The 19,714-nt window shown below is 73.7% G+C and carries 17 protein-coding genes; 5 read left to right on the top strand and 12 right to left on the bottom strand.

Going from position 1 to position 19,714, the window contains the following annotated elements; all coding sequences use genetic code 11:
- The first annotated feature begins 19 nt into the window (after positions 1–19).
- Positions 20–697 carry a hypothetical protein gene (locus ACIRYZ_RS24630; RefSeq protein ID WP_402947651.1) on the top strand — a complete coding sequence of 226 codons (678 nt, stop codon included), beginning with the start codon at positions 20–22 and terminating at the stop codon, positions 695–697.
- A gap of 42 nt (positions 698–739) precedes the next feature.
- Here the strand turns inward: ACIRYZ_RS24630 and ACIRYZ_RS24625 are convergent, their stop codons facing one another.
- From ACIRYZ_RS24625 to ACIRYZ_RS24610, 4 genes are all read right to left on the bottom strand, one after another.
- Positions 740–946: a hypothetical protein gene (locus tag ACIRYZ_RS24625; RefSeq protein ID WP_402947831.1), complete on the bottom strand. Its 207-nt coding sequence runs from the start codon at positions 944–946 to the stop codon at positions 740–742.
- Positions 947–1,445: 499 nt separating this feature from the next.
- The gene (locus ACIRYZ_RS24620) at positions 1,446–2,783 is read right to left on the bottom strand and encodes a lanthionine synthetase C family protein (RefSeq protein WP_402947649.1); all 1,338 of its coding nucleotides are present in this window, start codon (positions 2,781–2,783) and stop codon (positions 1,446–1,448) included.
- Entirely contained in the window at positions 2,780–5,830 is a 3,051-nt protein-coding gene (locus ACIRYZ_RS24615) for a lantibiotic dehydratase (RefSeq protein ID WP_402947646.1), read from the bottom strand. Before ACIRYZ_RS24615 ends, ACIRYZ_RS24620 begins: the two co-directional genes overlap by 4 nt.
- Positions 5,831–5,989: 159 nt before the next feature.
- A complete protein-coding gene (locus ACIRYZ_RS24610; protein WP_402947644.1) occupies positions 5,990–6,127 on the bottom strand; it encodes a hypothetical protein in 138 nt (45 codons plus the stop codon).
- 340 nt (positions 6,128–6,467) lie between these two features.
- Here ACIRYZ_RS24610 and ACIRYZ_RS24605 point away from each other — a divergent pair, with 340 nt between their 5' ends.
- Positions 6,468–9,395, top strand: a complete 2,928-nt coding sequence (locus tag ACIRYZ_RS24605) for a BTAD domain-containing putative transcriptional regulator (protein WP_402947641.1) — start codon at positions 6,468–6,470, stop codon at positions 9,393–9,395.
- Positions 9,396–9,434: 39 nt separating this feature from the next.
- Here ACIRYZ_RS24605 and ACIRYZ_RS24600 read toward each other — a convergent pair whose 3' ends face one another.
- From ACIRYZ_RS24600 to ACIRYZ_RS24585, 4 genes are all read right to left on the bottom strand, one after another.
- Positions 9,435–9,641 carry a hypothetical protein gene (locus ACIRYZ_RS24600; RefSeq protein WP_402947639.1) on the bottom strand — a complete coding sequence of 69 codons (207 nt, stop codon included), beginning with the start codon at positions 9,639–9,641 and terminating at the stop codon, positions 9,435–9,437.
- Positions 9,642–9,906: 265 nt separating this feature from the next.
- Positions 9,907–11,052, bottom strand: coding sequence for a hypothetical protein (locus ACIRYZ_RS24595; protein WP_402947636.1), 1,146 nt, complete (start codon positions 11,050–11,052; stop codon positions 9,907–9,909).
- The gene (locus ACIRYZ_RS24590; protein ID WP_402947634.1) at positions 11,049–12,665 is read right to left on the bottom strand and encodes a hypothetical protein; all 1,617 of its coding nucleotides are present in this window, start codon (positions 12,663–12,665) and stop codon (positions 11,049–11,051) included. Before ACIRYZ_RS24590 ends, ACIRYZ_RS24595 begins: the two co-directional genes overlap by 4 nt.
- 70 nt (positions 12,666–12,735) lie before the next feature.
- A complete protein-coding gene (locus ACIRYZ_RS24585) occupies positions 12,736–12,984 on the bottom strand; it encodes a hypothetical protein (protein ID WP_402947632.1) in 249 nt (82 codons plus the stop codon).
- A gap of 421 nt (positions 12,985–13,405) precedes the next feature.
- Between ACIRYZ_RS24585 and ACIRYZ_RS24580 the strand changes: the two genes are divergently transcribed.
- Positions 13,406–14,137, top strand: coding sequence for a hypothetical protein (locus ACIRYZ_RS24580; RefSeq protein WP_402947630.1), 732 nt, complete (start codon positions 13,406–13,408; stop codon positions 14,135–14,137).
- A gap of 216 nt (positions 14,138–14,353) precedes the next feature.
- Here ACIRYZ_RS24580 and ACIRYZ_RS24575 read toward each other — a convergent pair whose 3' ends face one another.
- The 3 genes from ACIRYZ_RS24575 to ACIRYZ_RS24565 form a co-directional block, all read right to left on the bottom strand.
- On the bottom strand, positions 14,354–14,716 hold the full coding sequence (locus ACIRYZ_RS24575; RefSeq protein WP_402947624.1) for a hypothetical protein: 363 nt from the start codon (positions 14,714–14,716) through the stop codon (positions 14,354–14,356).
- A gap of 230 nt (positions 14,717–14,946) precedes the next feature.
- Entirely contained in the window at positions 14,947–15,261 is a 315-nt protein-coding gene (locus ACIRYZ_RS24570; protein ID WP_402947621.1) for a glutaredoxin domain-containing protein, read from the bottom strand.
- Positions 15,258–15,386, bottom strand: coding sequence for a hypothetical protein (locus tag ACIRYZ_RS24565; RefSeq protein WP_402947618.1), 129 nt, complete (start codon positions 15,384–15,386; stop codon positions 15,258–15,260). Before ACIRYZ_RS24565 ends, ACIRYZ_RS24570 begins: the two co-directional genes overlap by 4 nt.
- 268 nt (positions 15,387–15,654) lie before the next feature.
- On the opposite strand from ACIRYZ_RS24565, the gene ACIRYZ_RS24560 reads away from it, so the two are divergent.
- Together ACIRYZ_RS24560 and ACIRYZ_RS24555 are read left to right on the top strand one after the other, a co-directional pair.
- Positions 15,655–17,019 (top strand): dihydrolipoyl dehydrogenase family protein, encoded by a 1,365-nt coding sequence (locus ACIRYZ_RS24560; RefSeq protein WP_402947615.1) that lies wholly within the window; start codon positions 15,655–15,657, stop codon positions 17,017–17,019.
- 287 nt (positions 17,020–17,306) lie between these two features.
- The gene (locus ACIRYZ_RS24555) at positions 17,307–18,086 is read left to right on the top strand and encodes a VOC family protein (RefSeq protein WP_402947612.1); all 780 of its coding nucleotides are present in this window, start codon (positions 17,307–17,309) and stop codon (positions 18,084–18,086) included.
- 99 nt (positions 18,087–18,185) lie between these two features.
- Here the strand turns inward: ACIRYZ_RS24555 and rox are convergent, their stop codons facing one another.
- The gene (gene rox / locus ACIRYZ_RS24550; RefSeq protein ID WP_402947607.1) at positions 18,186–19,613 is read right to left on the bottom strand and encodes a rifampin monooxygenase; all 1,428 of its coding nucleotides are present in this window, start codon (positions 19,611–19,613) and stop codon (positions 18,186–18,188) included.
- Positions 19,614–19,714: the final 101 nt, after the last annotated feature.

Here is a 19,714-nt window from a genome sequence, read left to right as displayed (position 1 = left end):
GTCGTACACGGGGGGAAACGTGAAAATCGACTCGCTGCGGCGTCATGCCGCCATTTCGACAGTCGCCGGGCTGTTGCTCACCATCCTGGTCTCCTGCACCACGTCGACGTCCACGCACGCCGGCCGGGCCGCCTCGGTCACCGTCCCGCAGAGCGCGGTCAGGGCGCCGTTCTCCGACGAGGTCGCGGCCGGTCTGCAACGGATCCGCGGCGCGACGGACACCCCGCCCGCGGACCTGTGGGCCTATTACCGGGATCAGGGCGGCCAGATCTGGTTCTTCTGGCCCCTCCCCGACGGCCGGTCCTGTACCGGGCGGGAGTTCAACCTCCCGGATGACAGTGACGTTCGGCAGGTCGTCTGCAACGGCAACCCGCTTCCTGAGGGCAGCACGCCCGCGGTGTGGGTGTTCGACGGCCCGGCCATTGTGGCCGGCGGCCACTGGGTGAGCTTTCTCTACGCCGACCAGGAGGAGGTCCTGGACCTCGCCTGCGGCGACCAGCACCTCGCCGCCGAACGCGTCGCCAGTTTCCCGACCCCGTACGGCCGCCGCGCCGTCTACGCCGTCGGGACCCCGTGGTCCGTACTGGGCAGCCTGCGTGCCAAGGTCCACCGCGTGGACGGCAGTTCCGCCGACGCAACGGTGGAGTTCACCCAGCCGGGCGGGGCCATGGTCTCCTACGAGCACCTCTGCGCGTGAGAAGTCGGCCGGTCCGACTTCTCACGCGGCCTCGGGAGCCGCTCAGTCGGCGTTGCGCCGGGTTTCGCTGAGGTGGACGTCGATGTAGCGGGCGAGGGTCGGCGGGTCGTCGGGGTGGTCGGCCTGGAAGCTCACTCGGCGCAGCAGGCTGACGCCGTCGAGGGTGATGCCCTCGCGGGCCAGGACGAAGAGCAGGGTGAGGAAGGCGGCGCGGGCGTTGCCGTCGTCGAACGGGTGGAAGTAGCACACGTCGAGGTAGGCGCGGGCCGCCGGGCGATCGCGACCCGCTGGCGCTGGCCGCCGAAGAGGGTGCGGCCGCGTTCGCCGAGCTGAGTGTCCAGGCCGTCGGGCAGGGTGGTGACCAGGTCGTCGAGCCGGGTCAGGGTCAGGATGCGGCACGGCTCGGCCACGTCGGCCGGGGAGGCGTACCACGGTCTCGGCGATCAGCTGGAGCTGGTAGGAGCCGATGGCGGTGAGCACCACTCCGGCCAGCATCACTCCGGCGAGAAGCGCAGCGGCCGGGCGGTGGTCGGTGAGCGAGTCGAGGCCGGAGCGTGCGGCCGCGGGCCGGACCAGGCCGCCGAGCAGGTTGAGCGTGCCGGCCGCCGCCAGACGCTCGCGCTGCGGCCGGAGTTGGCGCGAGCAGGCGCCAGGCGGGGGCGGGGGGCATGGCGGGTGCCTTGCGGGTCGGGTGCCCTTGGTAGGGGAGTCGGCGGGACGGAGTCTCAGGCCAGGGTCGGCGGACGGGTCAGGCCAGCAGGAGTGCCCGGTCCCATACGGTGGCGGGGGCTCGGTCGACGGCGAAGGTGTGCAGGGCGAGGGCGGCGCCCGCGGCGCCGGTGAGGAAGCCGGCCGCATCGTCCGTCCAGCCGTTCCGGATCCGGGGCGGTACGAAGCTGAACGGCGCTTTGGGGTCGGTGAGTTGGAGCATTCTCTCGGCCAGGGCGGGAAGCCGTCGCGCCACCCGGGAGTCGCTGCTGTCCTGGGCGATTCGCCAGGCGCACTGCAGCAGCCCGCCCCAGCCGTGGCAGAGCCCGGCGTCCGTGAGGCCGTGGTGATCCGTCCGGCCGTCGGCGTCCGGCCAGCCGGCGGGGTCCATGCGGCCGACGTGCTCCGAGGTGCGGGCCAGGGCCGCGAGCAGCGCCTGCTCGGCCGTCCTCCGCCAGTCGGGGACGTCGAGCGCGAGCCCAGCCAGTTGCAACGACCGTGCGACGCCCGGTGATCCGTAGCACCAGGACGGCCGCCCCGGTGCCTCCTGGCCGGGCGTCAGCTCGACGGAGGCGGGCCACCAGGGCCCGGCCGCATCGGTGCGCAGCCGGCCGAGTTGCCACTCTGCCAGCCGGGCGATGGCGTCGGCCTGCCCGGGTACCCGTACCCCCTGCCGCCAGGCCAGCGCGAGCAGCGCCAGCGGGCCGGGGGCGCCGTGCGCGAGGCCGAGGTTGGCGTGGCCCAGCTTGGGGGCGACGGTGGCGTAGCTGCGCACGTCCTGGGCGACCCACCAGCCGGGCAGCCCGGCCAGCGGCTCGGAGAGCTGCACCAGGGCCCGCAGTACCTCCTCCGTTCCGGGGCGGTCGTCGTCGAGCAGGGCGGCGCCGAGCCCGGCCAGGCCGGAGATCAGGTCGTAGGACTCCAGGGTGGTGTGGCCGGCGCCGTCGGCGATCCGCTGCCGCTCGCGCCGTGCCAGGCGTTCGGCGAGGACGGCGGTCTCGCCGTTCAGGTGCGTACGGGCCGAGCGGTAGTCCTGCGGGCCGGCCGCGGCCCGGGGCAGAACGAAGCGGAGCGCGGGGACGGCGTCGTACAGCCCGGTGCCGGGCGCGGCAGTGTGGGCCGAACGGGAGGCGAGGGACAGCCAGTTGTGTGCGGTGGCGCGGAACGCATCGTCGTAGCGGGCGAGTTCGGCGTACAGCAGAGCGATGCCGGGGGCACCGCCTGCCAGGCCGTTCGGGTCCCACGGGCGGCCGGAGGCGGAGAGCGCGGCGGCCACCCGCTCGGGGTCGGCGAGGCGTTCGGCGGTGGCCGCGACGGCTGCGGCGGCGCGTTCGCGCAGGGGCGTGAGGGTGTCCGCGTGGTCGCTCAGGTGGATCACGCGACGGCCTCGGCCGTGCCGAGCGCCGCCGTCCGCCCCTGGTACGCCCGCACCGTCCGCCGTGCCAGGGCGAGCGAGCGTTCCTCGCCCGTGCGGTCCACGCCGATCAGCCGGTTGTGGTGCATGTGCAGCAGCGCCCCGAGCGCCGTGTCGGGGCTGCTCCACTCCTCGTCCAGCCGTGCGCGGTAGGCGGCCAGGGCGGCCGCCCGCTCGTCCCAGGAGGCGAGCAGCTCGCTGCCGCCCGGCAGCCGGCCGAGTTCGGTCCAGTGGCCGCCGGGGTCGATCAGCGTTTTGGCCTGTTCCCGTACGGCTGACGGCAGTTCGTGCCGTTCGGTGGCGTGGTAGAGCCGGGTGAGCAGGCCGAGGTCGCCGAAGTGGTGGGCCAGGTCGACGTAGTTGGCGGCGGCGAGGGTCAACGGGTGAACGTCCAGGCTGTGTTCGCGCAGCAGCCGTAGCTGTTCCAGGCAGGAGCGGCTGTCCGCCGCGAACACCCGCTCGGCCGCCGCCATCGCCGCCGGGCCGCCGTAGCGCTCCAGCTCCGGTTCGTAGCCGTCCAGGAGCAGCCGGTCGGCGAGCCCAGCGGTGGCCAGGCGGTCGGCCCAGGCGCCGAGGACGGGGAGCAGTTCGGCGCAGAGTACGGCCGGGTCGCCGTGGAAGCGCAGCCGCAGGTGCGGATCCGGGTCGAGGTAGCGGATGAAGAACCAGCGGTCGACCGTGGCGGGGAGGTGTTCCAGCAGCGCCGGCAGCTCCTGGCTGAGCAGGTCGTCCTGGCGGGCCGTGGAGCAGTAGAGCTTGGCGTACAGCCAGGTCGAGCCGGGGCCGTGCACGGTCCGCCGTCGGGGCGGTGCCACGGCCGGGGTGCGGGCCGTGCCGGGGGAGCGGCGGGTGAGGGCGAAGGCCAGCTCGTTGGTGCGGCCGCCCTCGCCCAGCCAGTTGGCCGGCCGCTCGGTCACCTCCCGGAGGTATCCGTCGGCGCTGCCGGTCCACGTGTGGCGCAGCAGCTCCCGGTGGCGCTCGTCCGCCAGGTCGAGGGTGAGGCGCTGGTCGCGGCTCACGCTCTGCACCACGCGCGGCACCCGCCAATGGCGCCGCCACTGCTCCAGCAGCGCCGACCACCGCTCGTACGGCAGGCTGCCGTCGCGCAGCCCCGGTTCCTCGGGGCGCCAGCGGGCCGGGCTGAGCACGATGCGTCCGTAGCGCACCCGGGGCAGGAAGGGCAGCGACTCGGCGGCGCCCCAGCGCCAGCGCGGCCAGGCGGCCGAGCCGCCGCGCGAGAGCTCGTCCAGCAGCCGGGCCGCGTTGGGCGCGTGCACATCGGTGGCGAGCATGTGCGGTACGGTCGGCACCACTTCGCGGCCGAGCCGGCGGGAGACCACCGCGAGCCGGTCGTGGTCGGCGACCACCGCGAGGTCGGTCAGACCGAGGGTGCCCGGGTCCGCGCGGTCGGCGAACCGGGCGAGCCGGACGGTGTACGGCAGCACCCGCGGCACCCGGGCCGCGTTGCCGGTGTGCGCGCGGGGCGTACGGAAGGTGAGCTGGGCGCGGACCGCCTCCGGGTTGTCGGTGGGCAGGGCGCGCACCGCCTCGGTCAGCGGCTGGCCGGCGTCGCCGAGCAGTTGCGCGAAGCGGCCCGCCGTCGCCCCGGCGGTGGCGCCGATCCCGCTCACCACCAGGGTGAAGTCGCCGTCCGCGAGCGCCTCGGGTGAGTCGGCCCGCAGCTCGGCCAGCAGGTCCAGCGAGGGCGGAGGGGTGGTGCCGGTGCCGCTGAGCCGGGCCAGCAGCCCCTCGTCGAGCAGCAGCTCGCGCTCACCGCTCGCGGCGGCGCGCTGGGCGAGCGCGAGCAGCAGTTCGTCGCGCGGGTCGGCGGGCTCGCCGGGCCGCAGCGGGCGGGTGCTGCGCGGCAGTCGGTAGCCCGCGGGCGCGCCGAGGCCGCGCTCGGGGTCGAGCAGTTCGAGCAGCGGCACGGCGCGGCCCAGCCCGTACCGCTCCATGAAGTCCTCGTGGTACTGCCGCAGGTGTGCCGGTCCCGGGCGGCCCGCCGAGACCGCCCACAGCACGTGCGCGGCCCGCTCGACCTCGGTGCGGACGGCCGGCGGCAGCCGCACCTCGACGTCGAGGCCGAGGTCCACCTGCACCAGTCGCTCGGCCGGGTGCAAACGGCGCATCCGCTCGGTCAGCGCCCGCCACCGGGGCAGGCCCTCGCCGGGCGCGGTGCACTCGTACGCCGTCAACTCATCCTGTAAGGCGCGTAGTTCGGCCGCGATCGGAAGGGCAGGCAGCCTGGCCAGCAGGTGCCCGATCGGGTCCGGCTGCTCCAGCGGCGGCAGCAGGTCGGTCAGCAGGACCTGGGTGCGCACCAGCTCGCCGAGCAGCCAGTCCACCGCCGCGCCGTCCACCTGGGGGTGCGCGGTGGTGACGGCCCGGTGCAGCTCGGTCCACGGCAGCGGCTCGGCGGCGTGGTCCAGCACGGTGCGGATCGTCGCGGTGTGACGGATCGACTGCTCCCGCCCGGCCGTGCGCTGCTCGGCGCCGGGCGCCGGGAGGTACGGGAGCACGAGCCGGTCGCCGCGCACCTGGCACAGGTCATTGGCGGTCACCCGCAGCCCGCGCAGCACCGGCAGCTCGCGCTCCAGCGCGGCGACCAGCCCGGTCAGCCACTCCTGGTCGGGCCGGGCCGCCTTGCGCGGACGCCCGCCCCAGCGCACGGCGGGCCGGTCGGCGAAGCGGGCGGTGGCGACCCCGGCCGTCAGGCCGAACGGGGTGGCCCGGTCGGACATCCGCAGCCGGTACCGGGTGACCGCGCGGGCCGCCTTGCGCAACTGCTCGGGCTTCACCGGCAGACCGGCCTCGACCCGGTCGAGCACCCGGCTCAGCGAGGGGCTGGACACGGCGACGGCCTCGCACAGCAGGGGGTCCGCGAGGGCTGCCTTCAGCTGGTCGAGGTCGGATCCGTGCGGGGCGGGGGATTCGGGCAGGGCGCGGGCAGGCCGGACGGCGGCCCGTAGCAGGGCGACCTCGCCGCAGGCGAAGGTCGGCGTGTCCGACATGGCGGGGTCTCCTACCAAGGGGAGCGGCGGGGGGAAGCGAACGGGGAGGGACGATCGGAAACGGGGCAGGGGGATCGGGAAACGGGGGAAGGAGGGCCGAGAGAACCCGGTGCGGCGGCCGGGGGATGTGCCGCCGCACCGGGAGTCGGATGGGTCGGATCAGCCGCAGCAGCGCGAGTTGCGGGTCGAGCTGCTGGAGAAGGGCCGGGAGCCGCTGGCGGCCGCGTTCTGGGCCTCGGTCCCCTCCTGGGCGGGGGCGCGGATCTCCAGGACGTCGAGCTCCAGGATGTCGTTCACGGCGAACCACCTTTCACGGGATCCAATGAGTTTTCGACAGTAGGGCAGGCGTCCCGCCTGACCGATGTTCCGTAGGCTCCACGGTCCCTCCGACACCGGAAACATTAGGTGGGCGCGATCAACACTCGATCAACCAAAGGTCAACGCCGCCACGCCCCCGATCGACGCCCGATCAACGCGCCCACGCCGGAAGGCCGCCGGTACTCGGCAGGGGGCCGCTCGTCTGCCTAGTCTGTGCGACACCAACGAAGATCGACGGCCGCGTGACCCGTGGCCGAGCTGTGGGGGCACAAGCGTGGGCGAGGGATGGGCGGAACTCAGGTTCTCGGTACTGGGACCGATGCGCGGCCGACGCGACGGCACGGCGCTGCGGCTCGGCAGTCCGCAGCAGCAGGCGATGCTCGCCGTCCTGCTGCTGCGCCCGGGTGGAGCGGCCGGGGCCGCCGACCTGATCGAGGCGCTCTGGGGGGAGGAACCGCCGCAGGCCGCGACCACCACGGTCCGCACGTACGCCTGGCGGCTGCGCAAACTGCTGGAACCCGGCCGGGGCACGCCCGCCGTCCTGGTCTCGCTCGGCGACGGCTACCGGCTGGTGCTGCCCCCGGACTCGGTGGACGCCCAGCAGGCGGAGCGGCTGGCCGCTCGCGCCGAGGCCGAGTCTGCCGCCGGGCGTCCCGGGCAGGCACGTGAACTGCTCAACGAGGCGCTGGAGCTGTGGCAGGGCGAACCGCTGGCCGGAATCCCCGGCCCGTACGCCCAGCGGCAGCGTGACCGACTCGGGGAGCTGCGGCTCGCGCTGCTGGAGGAGCGAATAGCGCTCGACCTGGCGCTCGGCCGGGCCGCGCGCTGCGTGCCCGAGCTGACCGCGCTGACCACCGAGCACCCGCTGCGCGAGCGGCCCCACGGCCTGCTGATGCGGGCGCTGAGCCGCAGCGGGCGGCAGGCGGACGCGCTGGCGGCGTTCCGGCGGGTGCGCGAGGTGCTGGTGGAGCAGCTCGGCGTGGAACCGGGGCCCGAGCTGGCCGAGTTGCACCGGCGGATCCTGAACGGCGAGGAGTCCGCGGAGGAGGCCCAGCCTCTGGACGAGCCGCCCGCGACGGCCGAGTCCGCGGTGGCGGTCACGGCCCCCGCCGGTCCGCCCCGACCGGCCCAGCTCCCGCCCGCACCCGGCGACTTCATCGGCCGATCGGCCCAGGTCGAGGCGATCCGGACCGCCCTCACCGTGTCCTCCCGGGACGCGCTGCCTGTGGTCTCCGTGGTGGGCATGGGCGGTGTCGGCAAGACGGCGCTGGCCGTGCACGCCGCCCACGGCACCCGCGCCGCCTTCCCCGACGGCGCGCTCTACGCCGACCTGCGCGGTGCCGACGCCCTCCCGGCCGGCCCCGCCGACGTGCTCGCCAGCTTCCTGACCGCCCTCGGCACCCGCCCCGAGGCCGTGCCGGACACCATCGCCGACCGCACCGCGCTCTTCCGGTCCCTGACCGACGGCCGACGCCTGCTGGTCGTCCTCGACAACGCCCGCGACACCGCGCAGATCCGCCCGTTGCTGCCCGGCTCGCCCGACTGCGCCGCACTGGTCACCAGCCGCGCCCGCCCGACCAGCCTGCCCACCGCCCTCCAGCTGGACCTGGACGTCTTCACCCCCGAGGAAGCCGTCGACCTGCTCGGGCGGGTGATCGGGCAACAGCGCCTGGCCGCCGAACCGCAAGCGGCGCTGGACCTGGCGGCGGCCTGCGGCTACCTGCCGCTCGCGGTCCGGATCACTGCCGCCCGGCTGGCCGCCCGCCCGCGCTGGAGCATCGCCAGCCTCAGTGAACGGCTCGCCGACGAGCAGCGCCGGATCGACGAGCTGCGGATGGGGGACCTGGCCGTCGACGCGGCCTTCGAACTCGGCTACCGCCAGCTCACCCCGGAACAGGCCCGCACCTTCCGGCTGGCCGCCTGGGCCGAGGGCCCCGACGTCGGCCTGGACGCCGCCGCGGCGCTGCTGGACCTCGCGCCGGAGGAGGCCGAGGATTTGCTGGAGTCCCTGGTGGACGCCGCCATGCTCGACTCGCTCACCGCCGGCCGCTACCGCTACCACGACCTGCTGCGCGGCTTCGCCCGCCGCACCTCCCGGGCCCAGGGGGCCGAATCCGGGGCGGCGCGCGGCCGGCTGCTGAGCCACCTGCTGGCCGGCGCCCGTACGGCGTTCCAGCTCGCGGTACCGGGGGACCCGGTGGCCGGGGCGCTCGGTGGCGACTCGCCCGCACTGCCCGGGCCGGTGCTCGCCGATCTGCCCGCCGCGCGGGCCTGGGCCCGGGCGGAGAACCCCGGCGCCATCGCCCTGGCGGGCCGGCTGGCCACCGAAGTCGGCCCGGCCGACCAACTCCGCGCCACGACCGACCTGTTGATCGCACTCAGCCCCTTCGGTCCGGGCGAACTCGGCGGCCGGCTGGAGACCGCGGCCCTCGCCCTGATCAGCGCCGCCACCACGGTCGGCGAGCGCTTCGCGGAAGGCCGGGCCCGGTTCCTGCTCTGCGGCCTCCGACTCGCCGCCAGCCGGCTGGACGAGGCCCGCACCGAGGCCGAGCTCGCGGAGCGGGCCAGCCGGGCGGCCGGGGACACCGTCATCCTCCGTCAGGTGCTCAACAACCTCGGTCTGATCGCCCAGGCGCTGCGCCGCAACGAGGAGGCGATCCGCCGCTTCGAGGAGTCGGTCGAGCTGGCCCGCCGACTGGGCCACCGCTCCGGCGCGGTGGCCGGCACCGTCAACGCTGCGCTGGCCCGGGTGCGGCACGGTCAGGCGGCCGAGGCGGCCGAGACCTGCGAGCAGGTGCTCCCCGAGGTGCGCGCGCTCGGCGACACCGCCAACACCGCGTACACCCTCTACGTGCTGGGCCTCGCCCTGCACGGCCTGGGCCGCTACCAGGAGGCCGCCGACCGCTGCCGCGAGTGCCGGGCCCTCGCCGCCACCGCCGGCCGCCGCGACCGGGAGGCCCTGGCGGGCGTGCGCCTCGCGGAGGCCCTGCTGGCCCTCTCCCGGCCGGAACAGGCGGCGGCGGAGGCCGAGGCGGCCCTGGCGATCACCGTGGAGACCGGCGCCCAGCGCGACCAGGGGTACGCACTGGTCGTCCTCGGCCGCTCCCTCGCCGAACTCGGCCGCCCCGACGCCTCCCGGGCCCGGCTGCACGAGGCGCACGCCATCTTCGAACGACTCGGCCTCCCGGACGCCGCCGACGTGGCCACCCTCCTCGGCGAGCTGGTCGCGCTGCCCGCCGAGACATGAGTCGTGCTAGATCTGCCTGCCCTTCGTGCAGGACACTCGCTAGGCGCCGGTGCCGTTCCACTCCTTGATGTCGCCGGTGCCGCCACCGGTCGCCTGGCCGGCCTGCACCTGGGTGTGAGCCTGCGTCGCCGCCCGCGACTGGGCCTGCGCCGAGGCGCCGACCTGCGGCAGGACGGCCAGCCCGACGGCCACCGCCACCGAGGCGAGTCGGGCTGCGATACGGGTGCGGCTGCGGTGCTTGAACATCCGAATGTGCCTCTCTACCAAGCTTCCGACCGAGTTTTCGGCGGCACCCGTACGCTGTCACCCCCCGATCAACGCAGGATCAACGCCCGAGCACCGCCCCGCTCGACCCGTTCATCCGCAGGCCAATTCCAGTGCCCGGCGCAGGTCTTGGAGGCCGTTGCGCTCCGAGAGGCGCTTGCCGGTGCGGTGGCGGTTCCCGCGCGTGGGAGCGCCCCGGGCCGCACAGGGCGGACCGAGGCGCTCGGGCGGAATCAGGCCCGGGCGATCAGCGGCGCCGGGTGGCCGGGGCCCCGGGGACGGAGAGCGGGCTGCGGTGGCCGGGCTCCGACCGGGCGCTCGCGGTGAGCGTCGGCCCGGCGGGCGCCAGTGGGAACTCCACGCAGGCGGTCTGCGGCTGGGTGGTGCTCTGGCCGAACCGGCAGGCGACGGCGGAGAGTTTGATGGTGATGAAGTCCGCGATCTGCGCGCCGAACCGGATCGGCGTGCCGTTGATGGTGATGTCCCCCACCGTGAAGCCCTTGTTCGCCGGTACCTGGTAGAGCGCCCGCACCGGATGGGTGGCGTCGCCGCGTTGGTAGGTCCAGTAGCTCTTCGGGTCGGAGCCGTCCGGGGCGGCCCAGCCGTCCGTGGCCAGGTCGTCGAAGTAGAGCCCGACGGGGTTGGCCAGGGCGATGTCGGCCTTCTGCCGGGCGAGCGCGTTCACGGCCGCGCCGATGTGCGGGTCGCTGTTGCGCTCCGGCTCACCGTATTTGCTGCACTGGATGAGCTCCTGCTCGGTGGTCAGCTCGACACCGTTGACGACCCGGACGATGGTGGCCGCGGCGGCGAGCTCGATCTCGGCGCTGAGCGTGTTGGCTGCCTGGATCAGGTGCATCGCCCCGTGGGCGGTGGAGTCGTTCCAGCGGTTGCGGGGCCGGTAGCTGCCGTCGGGTCCGAACAGGTCGCTCTGCTGGACGTTCGGGCTGATGAGGGTGCGGTAGAGCTGGAGGACGGTGTCCGGGCTCGACCGCGCGAGCAGGCCCCAGTACTCGGGGCCCTCGCAGGTGAACATGACCTGGGTGATCTTCCCCGATGCCGGGTCGCGGGCGACGCTCCACTCGCAGTACTCGTCCTGGACGTCGCGGCTCGCGTCCGCGCGCTGCCAGCGCTGGGAGTCGCCGGTCGAGGTCACCTTGATCCGGCGTGGGAAGGCCGTCCAGGAGACGGTCGCCACGGTGGAGTCGGCGGCGGTGTCGGTGGTGGTGAGGTCGTAGTACTGGCTGCGCGGGCTGTCGTGGAGGGTCTGGCTGGCGTCGGGGCCCTTGACGGCCTGGTCGATGTTGCTGGTGACGAAGTCGTTCCAGGCCTTGCGTCCGGTGTCGTCCAGGTCGGTGAGGTTACCGGGTGGGTCGTAGGAGCTGATGGTGCTCACGACGGTCTCCTTTGGGTGACGGTGGCGTCCTCGGCCATCGCCAGTCGGGGGGCGGCGGCGGGGATGTTGGTGACGGGCAGGGTGAGTTCGAACTCGTCCAGTCGCATCGCCTTGAAATCGCGACGGCGGGACTCCGCCAGCCGTACGTAGTCCGCGAATCCGGCGTTCGTGCGGATGCGGTCGGCGACGCTTACCAGGTAGGCGTCGATGCGCCGGGCGAAGGCCGGACGCCACTCGTCGTCGGCCAGTGCCCAGGCGGCCGCGAACCGCCCCTCCGGGCTGTCGGCCGGCAGCTTCGCGGCGGCGGCGAGGATCGCCCGGACGACCTGCTCACCGAGCGCGGCGACGCCGGTCGGCGCGGTCGGGACGTAGGCCGCCAGCCGGGCGCGGTCCGGGCTGAACACCGGGTTGGTGAAGTCGACCATGAGGGCGCAGGCGGCGAGCTTCGCCGGGACGATCCCGCGTTGCACCAGCTGGCGCACCACGTCGTTGTCCTCGTAGGCGGCCTCGGGGACCACGAACGCGAAGAAGGTGTCGCCCGGTCGGGAGAAGCCGCTCGCCCGCTCCTCCAGCCGGAAGTCGAAGGTGGTCAGGCTCTCGACGTACCGGGCGGCTGGCGCCAGCGGCAGCGCGGCGGTGGAGGGCAGAGCGAGCGTGTCCATGTCCAGCAGGGCGTCGCCGTTGAACCAGAATCCGGCGGGCAGCGGCAGGTCGGCGCCGGCCGTCGTGACGGTCGTGCTCTGGGTGGCGGTGCTGGCAAGGTTGACCGAGGTGGTGGTGAACAACTGGCGCAGCAGGTGGTCGGGGTGCTCGATGGTGCCGCTCGCGGTGACCGCGTCCAGCCGGGCCGCGGTCCAGCGGGTGACCAGCGAGCGGACGGTCAGCTCCAGCTTCTGGGCGTCCGTGACCTGTTGGTAGAGCGGGTCGGCGCGCAACGGGTCGTCGGGGGCGAGCTGGATGCCGGCCGCCTGGGTCTGCCAGTTGCTCCAGGGCTGTTTCAGCTCCTTCATCACGACGCTGCCGTTGACATGGCTGTCGAAGCAGCCGTTGCCCCGGGAGCCGTCGGCGAGCGCGGACCACGAGTTCCCGGCCCAGACCCAGGCCGGTCTGATCCGCATGTAGTAGTTGAACACCTTCGCGGTCGGGTCCCAGGCGGCGACCTGGAGGAAGGTGGTGGCCGGGTCGGCGTTGGCGCCGGTGCTGATCAGCAGGTCGGCGTCCCGGCCCTGGACGGAACGGGCGATCGCGAACCGGAGGTCGCGGTGCAGTCCGGGTGCGCTGGCGGGCGGGATCTGGCCGGCCTCGCCGATCAGGTACACCGCCTGTTGCGCGGCCGAGGTGAGCGGCGGCAGGCCGCCCAGCAGGTCCTGGAGGGTCATCGGGAAGCCGCCCCGGCGGAAGAAGACCGCGGCCATCGGATCGCCGAGTCCCGCGAGTTCCTGCGCGGTCATCGGACGGGCCGCGCCGTCCACGCCGAGCACCTGGCGGTACAGTCGGCCGGGCGCCAGCGCGTCGGCCCGCGAGACGTAGTCGCCGACCGGGGCCCGGGCGCCTTCCTCGCGGGTCTGCCGCACCTGGGCCGTCGCCCGCCGCCGTTCGTGGAACTCGACCATCGCTCTCACCATCCTTTTCCCGTGCCCCGGGTCCGGCGTCGGGCGGCCGTCACGGGCCGCCCGACGCATGTCAGTTGGCGAGCACGTCCTGGGGCGGGCCCAGCGAGGTGCCGTCGCGCAGCAGCACGTCGGCGACGGGTTTGGGCCCGTCGACCGGGGAGGGCGGCGGCGGTGTGGGCGTGGGCGTCGGGTGCGGCCAGCCGGTCGCGACGTTCGCCCCGTACGCCCGCACGGAGCGGAAGTAGGTGTCGGTGGTGTGGTTCTCCTGAACCATGATCACCACATGTTCTATCGACTGCGGCTTCTTCGTCTGTGCCATGACGCTTTCCTGCGGACTTCTCGAACCGCGAACAGAGATACGCACGTGGACGATTCATTCACGCACGCGCGGCAGCGAAGTGCGCGCCAGGCCGGAACTCCGGGAGGTCCCGTCGTCGGGACGGCGCAACCCGGGCGCTCCCGACTTGCCGTCGGACGGCAGATGGGCGGCACGGTGGTGAGCTGGGTTGACGAGTCGGGGGACCCGGGGCCGTGGGTGGTGGACGGCCGGTCGGGCCGGGTCACCTGGAGCACCCCGTTGATGCTGGAGCCGATCCTCGCCGTCTGGACGACCGGCGTGTCTTCCTGGTCGCTGCGGTGGGCGTGCGGCGTGCATCTGTCACAGACTGGTGCCGTGCGGTAGCGCGCGCCCCGGACGGGCAGAGGCATCGCCTGACATCAGACCGCAAAAGGCGTTCGACATGGGAAAGTCCGACGAACCACGATCAGGGCACTCCAAGAAGCATGCTCTGGGGTTCTGGCCTTTCGGTACCAAGCTGGCGATGCTTTTCGCCCTCACCCTGTTCGTGCTGCTGCTGATCACCTGGGGTGCTGCCCGAAAGCAACTGCGTCTGGGGGAGGTGCCCGCCGGCTGGGCGCTGCTGGGCATCGCCGTACTGAGCCTCGTCCCCGTGATCTTGGTGATCCTGGACGGCCTGGCCTCCAGCGGAGGTTCGTTCGAGGTCGCCAGTGTCAAGATCGCGCTGAACGCGGCAACCACCTCCCAGCGGCCGGTGGTGATTCCATGCAACATCACCGACCAGCCGGGCCTGCCCGTGGTGGACAGCGGTGGCAGCCATATCCTCAGCACGCTGCGCAGCTCCGCCGGCACGATCGTCGTCATCGTTGACCTTGAAGACGGTCATGCCTGGTGGGAGACCCGGCTACTCGTCCTGTGCGCCGGAGCGCAGCGCCTCGGCAGACCGTCAGTGATCGTCTTCACGGCCGTTCAGGGCGGCAAGGCCGGGCACTATCTCGGCTGGGGTTCTCGGACCGGGAGTTCGACGCTTCCGCTCCCACGAGTCGGACGGTGGCGCTTCGGTGTGATCGTGGTCCTTGCCCTCCTGGTGGCGTTAGTCGCCTGGGCGGGGGCTGAGCATCTGGGCCCGAGCGGGACGCGCCCGTTGCCGTGGTACCGGGGGGTGGGTCACTGAGGCTGCGCCGCCAGGTGCACTGACCTGTAGGCGAGCCGGCCCGGCGGTAGCCGGGTCGAGGCTCTCGTGAAGCGGGCAGAAGTCGATCCTGCGGCGCCGCAGCTCGGCGGTCCGTGGTGGTGTCGAAGGGGTCCTGCCGAGCGCCATCGTGGACGGGGCGGGCCGGCGCCGTCCCCGTCCACGATCGGTGGTGCGTCCCCGGTCTTCGAGACCAGGTCAGTTGAAGACCAGCACGTCGGTGCGCATCGGCAGCGGGCTGCCCCAGCCGATGTTGATCTTGAACGTCACGATTCCGTTGCCGGGGGCGATGCTCGACACCTGGAAGGCGGCACCGCCGACGAACCGGTTGCCGTTGGAGTAGATCTCGGAGGCCGTGATGACGACGGTCGAGTCGATCCCGATGACGTTCCAGGGGAGCTGGAGGTTGAACGTCCCGTTCGACGGGGTCCACGTCCACCAGGCCCGCCACACGGCACCGACGTTGCCGCCGATCGCCGCGAGGCCCTGGTCCTGGCGGGTGGGCTGCGAGTGGCCCGCGATCTGCGGGGCGTCGGAGGCGGTTGCTTCGGTTGCGGCCATAGCGACTCTCCTTACGCCGGGAGAGCCCCGTGAGCTCTCCGGACACTCTGAGTGTCCGCTAGTGTGCGTAGCGTAGCAATCACTCGTGAGGGTGAATCTCCAGCGAGCCGTCGGCCTGCTCGCGTGACCACCGTCTAAGCTCCGTCCCGTTCGCGTCGCGGGCGCGGCGGAGGACTGTCTCGGTGACGCCCGGTGCAGCCGGTGGAAGGCGTCCGGGTTGGCGTTCCGGCTCACGGCCGCGCTCGCCGCAGACGCCGCCACCAGGGTGTCGCGGGCTGCTCGGCGGGCAGCAGCCCCGGCGCGTGGTCGGCCACCGCGGCCAGCACCTCGGCGACGCTCGGGTTGACCATGGCGCGCCCGTTGACGGTGACGGTGGGGACGGTCTCGTGGCCGCCGGCGATCGAGCGGATGAAGGCAGCCGCCTGCGGGTCCGACCAGATGTCGGTCTCGCCGAACGGCAGCCGCTTCACCCGCAGGCCGCGCCGCAGCCAGGTGCAGTACGGGCAGCCGGGCCGCCAGTAGAGCACGATTCCGTTGCCGGTCACGGGGCCGACACCTCCTCCGGTTTCCCGGTGACGAGCGGCGCGTTCCCGGCCGTGCCGTCCGCGACGGCCCGGGCCGGGCGCGGGGCCCCGGCGGGGACGACGCCGTTGCAGGTCGCACGCATCATCGAAGGTCTCCTCCTGGAGGTCTCTGGCAGCCGGCAGCGCGGTTCGGCGGATGCACCACATGGTGGCCTCTGCGGCGGCCGTCCTGGCGGTGGCGCCACCGACCGGTTTCCGTGCGTGTCGGACGGTCCGGAACGCCGCCCGGCCGCACGTCGGCCCTGCCCGGCCGCGAGGGGACCGTCGGCCACCCGACCATGTCCGCTGCCGGTCCGCGGCGGGGCGCCTAGCGTGGTGGGGGTGACGGGTCGACCCGATTCAGGAGGACCGGCGATGAGCGAACAGCAGCAGGCGGACGTGATCGTGATCGGCCTCGGCCCGGGTGGCGAGCACGCCGCCGGACGCCTCGCGGAGTCCGGCCTGGACGTCGTCGGCATCGAGGCCGAGCTGGTCGGCGGGGAGTGCCCGTACTGGGGCTGCATCCCCAGCAAGATGATGATCCGGGCGGGGAACCTGCTCGCCGAGACCCGGCGGGTGCCCGGCATGGCCGGTCGCTCCCAGGTCACCCCCGACTGGACCCCGGTCGCGGACCGGATCCGCGACGAGGCCACCGACGACTGGAGCGACCGGGTCGCCGTCGACCGCCTCACCGGCAAGGGCGCCCGGTTCATCCGGGGCCGGGCCCGCCTCACCGGTCCGGGCCGCGTCGCGGTGAACGGGCAGGAGCTCACCGCCCGGCGCGGCGTCGTGATCGCCACCGGCACCCGCCCCACCGCGCCGCCCGTCCCGGGGCTGGCCGAGGTGCCGTACTGGACCAACCGGGACGCCGTCGCGGCGAAGGAACTGCCCGAATCCCTGCTGGTGCTCGGCGGCGGCGCGATCGGCCTCGAACTCGCCCAGGTGTTCGCCCGCTTCGGCAGCGCCGTCACCGTCGTCGAGGCCCTGGACCTCTTGCTGCCGGTCGAGGAACCCGAGGCCGGCCGGCTGATCGCACCGGTCCTGCAGCGGGAGGGCATCGAGATCCGCACCAGCGCCCGCGCCGTCCGCGCCGAGCACGACGGAACGACCTTCACCCTCCACCTGGACGGCGGCGAACTGCTCACCGCCGAACGGCTCCTGGTCGCCACCGGCCGCCGCGCCGACCTCAGCGAACTCGGCCTGGACACCGTCGGACTCGATCCGGCGGCCCGCGCCGTCCCCACCGACGGGCAGCTGCGGGCCGCCGACGGACTGTGGGCGATCGGCGACGTCACCGGCCACGGCGCCTTCACCCACGTCGCGATGTACGAGGCCGAGATCGCCGTCCGCGACATCCTCGGCGACCCCGGCCCGGAGGCCGACTACCGCGCCCTGCCCCGGGTGACCTTCACCGATCCGGAGATCGGCGCCGTCGGCCTGACCGAACGGCAGGCCCGCGACGGCGGGCTGAACGTCCGCACGGGCACCACCCAGCTGCCGTCCGCCACCAGGGGCTGGATCCACAAGGCCGGCAACGAGGGCTTCGTCAAGCTCGTCGCGGACGCCGACCGGGGCGTGCTCGTCGGGGCGACCTCCGCCGGGCCGATGGGCGGTGAGGTGCTGTACGGCCTGGCGGTCGCGATCCAGGCCCGGGTGCCGATCGCCCGGCTGCGGCACATGATCTTCGCCTACCCGACCTTTCACCGCGCCGTCGAGGCGGCCCTCGCCGACCTGGGGTGAGCGGGGGGCAGCGGCAGGCGGGTCGGTAGGGGGCGCCAGGGAGGTACCGGTGTCACTGGTCGGGAGTGACGGTGGGGGCGACAGCGTCGCAGAGACGCTCGGTGACGGCGTCGATATCGGGGTCGAGAAGGTGGACCAGGTTGTCACCGTTGGAGACACTCCGCCGGGCCGCCGGGGCGCTGTCGGTTCCGCCCCTGGGGCGGCGTGTCGGGCGGCGTGTCGGGTGGCGGATCCCGGTGGGGGACGGGAGGGTGACTGCCGGGGGACCTCCCGAGGAAAGGGCGAGAATGCCTGACGTCACCACCCCGTACGCGACCGGCACCCCGTGCTGGGTCGACCTGATGGCGAAGGACCAGCAGGCCGCGCTGGACTTCTACCGAGACCTCTTCGGCTGGCAGGGTCAGCCGGGCCCGGCCGAGTTCGGCGGGTACGCGGTCTGCATGCTCAACGGCAAGGCGGTTGCCGGCATCGGTCCGGCGGCGGCCCCCGAAGGCATGCCGGAGCCGCCCACCGTGTGGACCAGCTACCTGGCCACCACCGACGCGGAGGCCACCCAGGACGCGATCGTCGAGGCCGGTGGCACCCTGCTGGTCCCGGTGATGGACGTCGGCTCCCTCGGCCGGATGCTGGTGGCCGCCGATCCGCAGGGCGCGGTGTTCGGCGTCTGGCAGCCCGGCGAGTTCTCCGGGGCCCAGGTGGTCAACGAGGCCGGGGCGCTGACCTGGAACGAACTGCACACCAGCGACGTCAAGGGCGCCACGGCCTTCTACGGCGAGGCCTTCGGCATCGAGGTGAAGCCGGTGGCGGGCAACGACCAGTACTGGGAGCTGCACGTCGGCGGCCGCGCCGTCGGTGGCGCCCTGATGCTCGCCAACGACCCGCCCGGCACCCCGCCGCACTGGCTGACCTACTTCTCGGTCGACGACGTGGACGACTGCGTCGACACCGTGGTCAAGCGCAACGGGACCGTCCTCGCCCCGCCCTTCGACATGGTGGCCGGCCGGATGGCGGTGGTCGCCGATCCGCAGGGCGCTCCGTTCGCGATGATCAAGCCGAAGCCGAGGTAGGCGGCCGGGCCACGGGAGCCGGCCCGCCGAAGTACCGCGCCCCGCCCGTCCGGAAGCCCGGACGGGCGGGGCGCGTCGTCCGCCAGGAGAGGGAGCCGCTCACGCGGCGGCGCCGAACCACCGGGCCAGCGCGTCGAGCAGGGACTGCCGGTCCTCGCCGACCCACGCCACGTACCCGTCGGGCCGCAGCAGGACGGCGGGGACGTCCAACTCCTCGGTGGCGTCGACGACATGGTCGACGCGGTCCGCCCAGCCCGTGACCGCGAGCCGGCCGCCGGTCCGGTCGAGCAGCAGCCCCCGCCCGCCGCGCATCAGCTCGTACAGGCGCCCCTCCTTGAGCCGGACGTCCCGCAGCCGGCGGCCGAGCAGCTCGTGGCCCTCGCCGAGCTCGTAGCGGACCCCGACCGCGGTGACCATCTCGGTCATGTACCGGTTCACCTCCTCGAAGTCGGCCAGCTTCGAGAGCAGCTCGCGCAGCGCCGCGGGGCCGGACCCGGTGCCCAGCAGGGTCATCTGGGCGCGGGTGTTCTCCACGACCCGGGCGCCCACCGGGTGGCGCTCGCTGTGGTAGCTGTCCAGCAGCTCGGCCGGGGCCCAGCCCTGGATCTCGGCGGCCAGCTTCCAGCCCAGGTTGTAGGCGTCCTGGATGCCGAGGTTGAGGCCCTGGCCGCCGGTGGGCGGGTGGATGTGCGCCGCGTCGCCGGCCAGGAAGGCCCGGCCGACCCGGTAGCGCTCGGCCTGCCGGGTGGCATCGCCGAAGCGGGAGAGCCAGCGCGGCGAGTGGGCGCCGAAGTCGGTGCCCGCGACGGCCCGCAGCCGCTGCCGGAACTCCTCCAGGGTGGGCGCGGTGGCGCGGTCCTCGACCACGGCCTCGGCGGGCACGATCACGCGGTACAACCCGTCCCCCTGGGGGATCGCACCGAAGAGCATCTGGGTCCGGCGGACCTCGGTGACGACGGCCTCGACGGTCGCCGGGTCCTCGGTCAGCGACAGCTGGCCCAGCAGCGTGTCGACCTTCGAGGGCTCGCCGGGGAAGCCGACCCCGAGCAGCTTGCGCACCGTGCTGCGCCCGCCGTCGCAGCCGACCAGGTAGCGCGAGCGCAGCCGGGTGCCGTCCGCCAGCTCGACGCTCACCCCGTCCTCGTCCTGGCTCAGCCCGACCACCTCCTGGCCGCGCCGGATGTCGGTGCCCAGTTCGAGGGCGTGCTCGTTGAGCAGCTGCTCGGTGACCGGCTGCGGGGTGGTCAGCCCGTACGGGTGGGCGGTGTCCATGCTCTCCGGCCAGGGCTTGTAGATGCCGCCGAAGAAACCGCCGACCGAGAACTTCCCGCTCACCGCGAGGAACCGCTCCAGCAGCCCGCGCTGGTCCATCATCTCCACGCTGCGCACGTGCAGGCCCTGGCCGCGGGACTGGTCGGTCGGCTCGGTCAGCCGCTCCAGCACCACCACCCGCACGTCGTGCAGCCGCAGTTCGCTCGCCAGCATCAGACCGGTCGGCCCGCCGCCGACCACGATCACGTCGATCATCAGTACTTCCCCCATGGGGTTCGCGCGAGGCCCGTACGCAGGACAAATGCGTATGTGTGTCGCGAACCGAAGATTTCGTGTGTTCCGGCCTCGGGCGACGA

The sequence above is a fragment of the Kitasatospora sp. NPDC101155 genome (assembly GCF_044768305.1).
Lineage (GTDB): Bacteria > Actinomycetota > Actinomycetes > Streptomycetales > Streptomycetaceae > Kitasatospora.
Note: the sequence above shows the minus strand (reverse complement) of the source record. Positions and strands in the feature narration are given on the sequence as shown.

Coding starts and splice junctions, on each gene's coding strand:
- ACIRYZ_RS24605 (WP_402947641.1), top strand. CDS start 6,468: ATGCGCGGCCGACGCGACGGCACGGCGCTGCGGCTCGGCAGTCCGCAG.
- ACIRYZ_RS24565 (WP_402947618.1), bottom strand. CDS start 15,386: ATGATGCGTGCGACCTGCAACGGCGTCGTCCCCGCCGGGGCCCCGCGC.
- ACIRYZ_RS24560 (WP_402947615.1), top strand. CDS start 15,655: ATGAGCGAACAGCAGCAGGCGGACGTGATCGTGATCGGCCTCGGCCCG.
- ACIRYZ_RS24585 (WP_402947632.1), bottom strand. CDS start 12,984: ATGGCACAGACGAAGAAGCCGCAGTCGATAGAACATGTGGTGATCATG.
- ACIRYZ_RS24600 (WP_402947639.1), bottom strand. CDS start 9,641: ATGTTCAAGCACCGCAGCCGCACCCGTATCGCAGCCCGACTCGCCTCG.
- ACIRYZ_RS24575 (WP_402947624.1), bottom strand. CDS start 14,716: ATGGCCGCAACCGAAGCAACCGCCTCCGACGCCCCGCAGATCGCGGGC.
- ACIRYZ_RS24580 (WP_402947630.1), top strand. CDS start 13,406: ATGGGAAAGTCCGACGAACCACGATCAGGGCACTCCAAGAAGCATGCT.
- ACIRYZ_RS24555 (WP_402947612.1), top strand. CDS start 17,307: ATGCCTGACGTCACCACCCCGTACGCGACCGGCACCCCGTGCTGGGTC.
- rox (WP_402947607.1), bottom strand. CDS start 19,613: ATGATCGACGTGATCGTGGTCGGCGGCGGGCCGACCGGTCTGATGCTG.
- ACIRYZ_RS24615 (WP_402947646.1), bottom strand. CDS start 5,830: ATGTCGGACACGCCGACCTTCGCCTGCGGCGAGGTCGCCCTGCTACGG.
- ACIRYZ_RS24590 (WP_402947634.1), bottom strand. CDS start 12,665: ATGGTCGAGTTCCACGAACGGCGGCGGGCGACGGCCCAGGTGCGGCAG.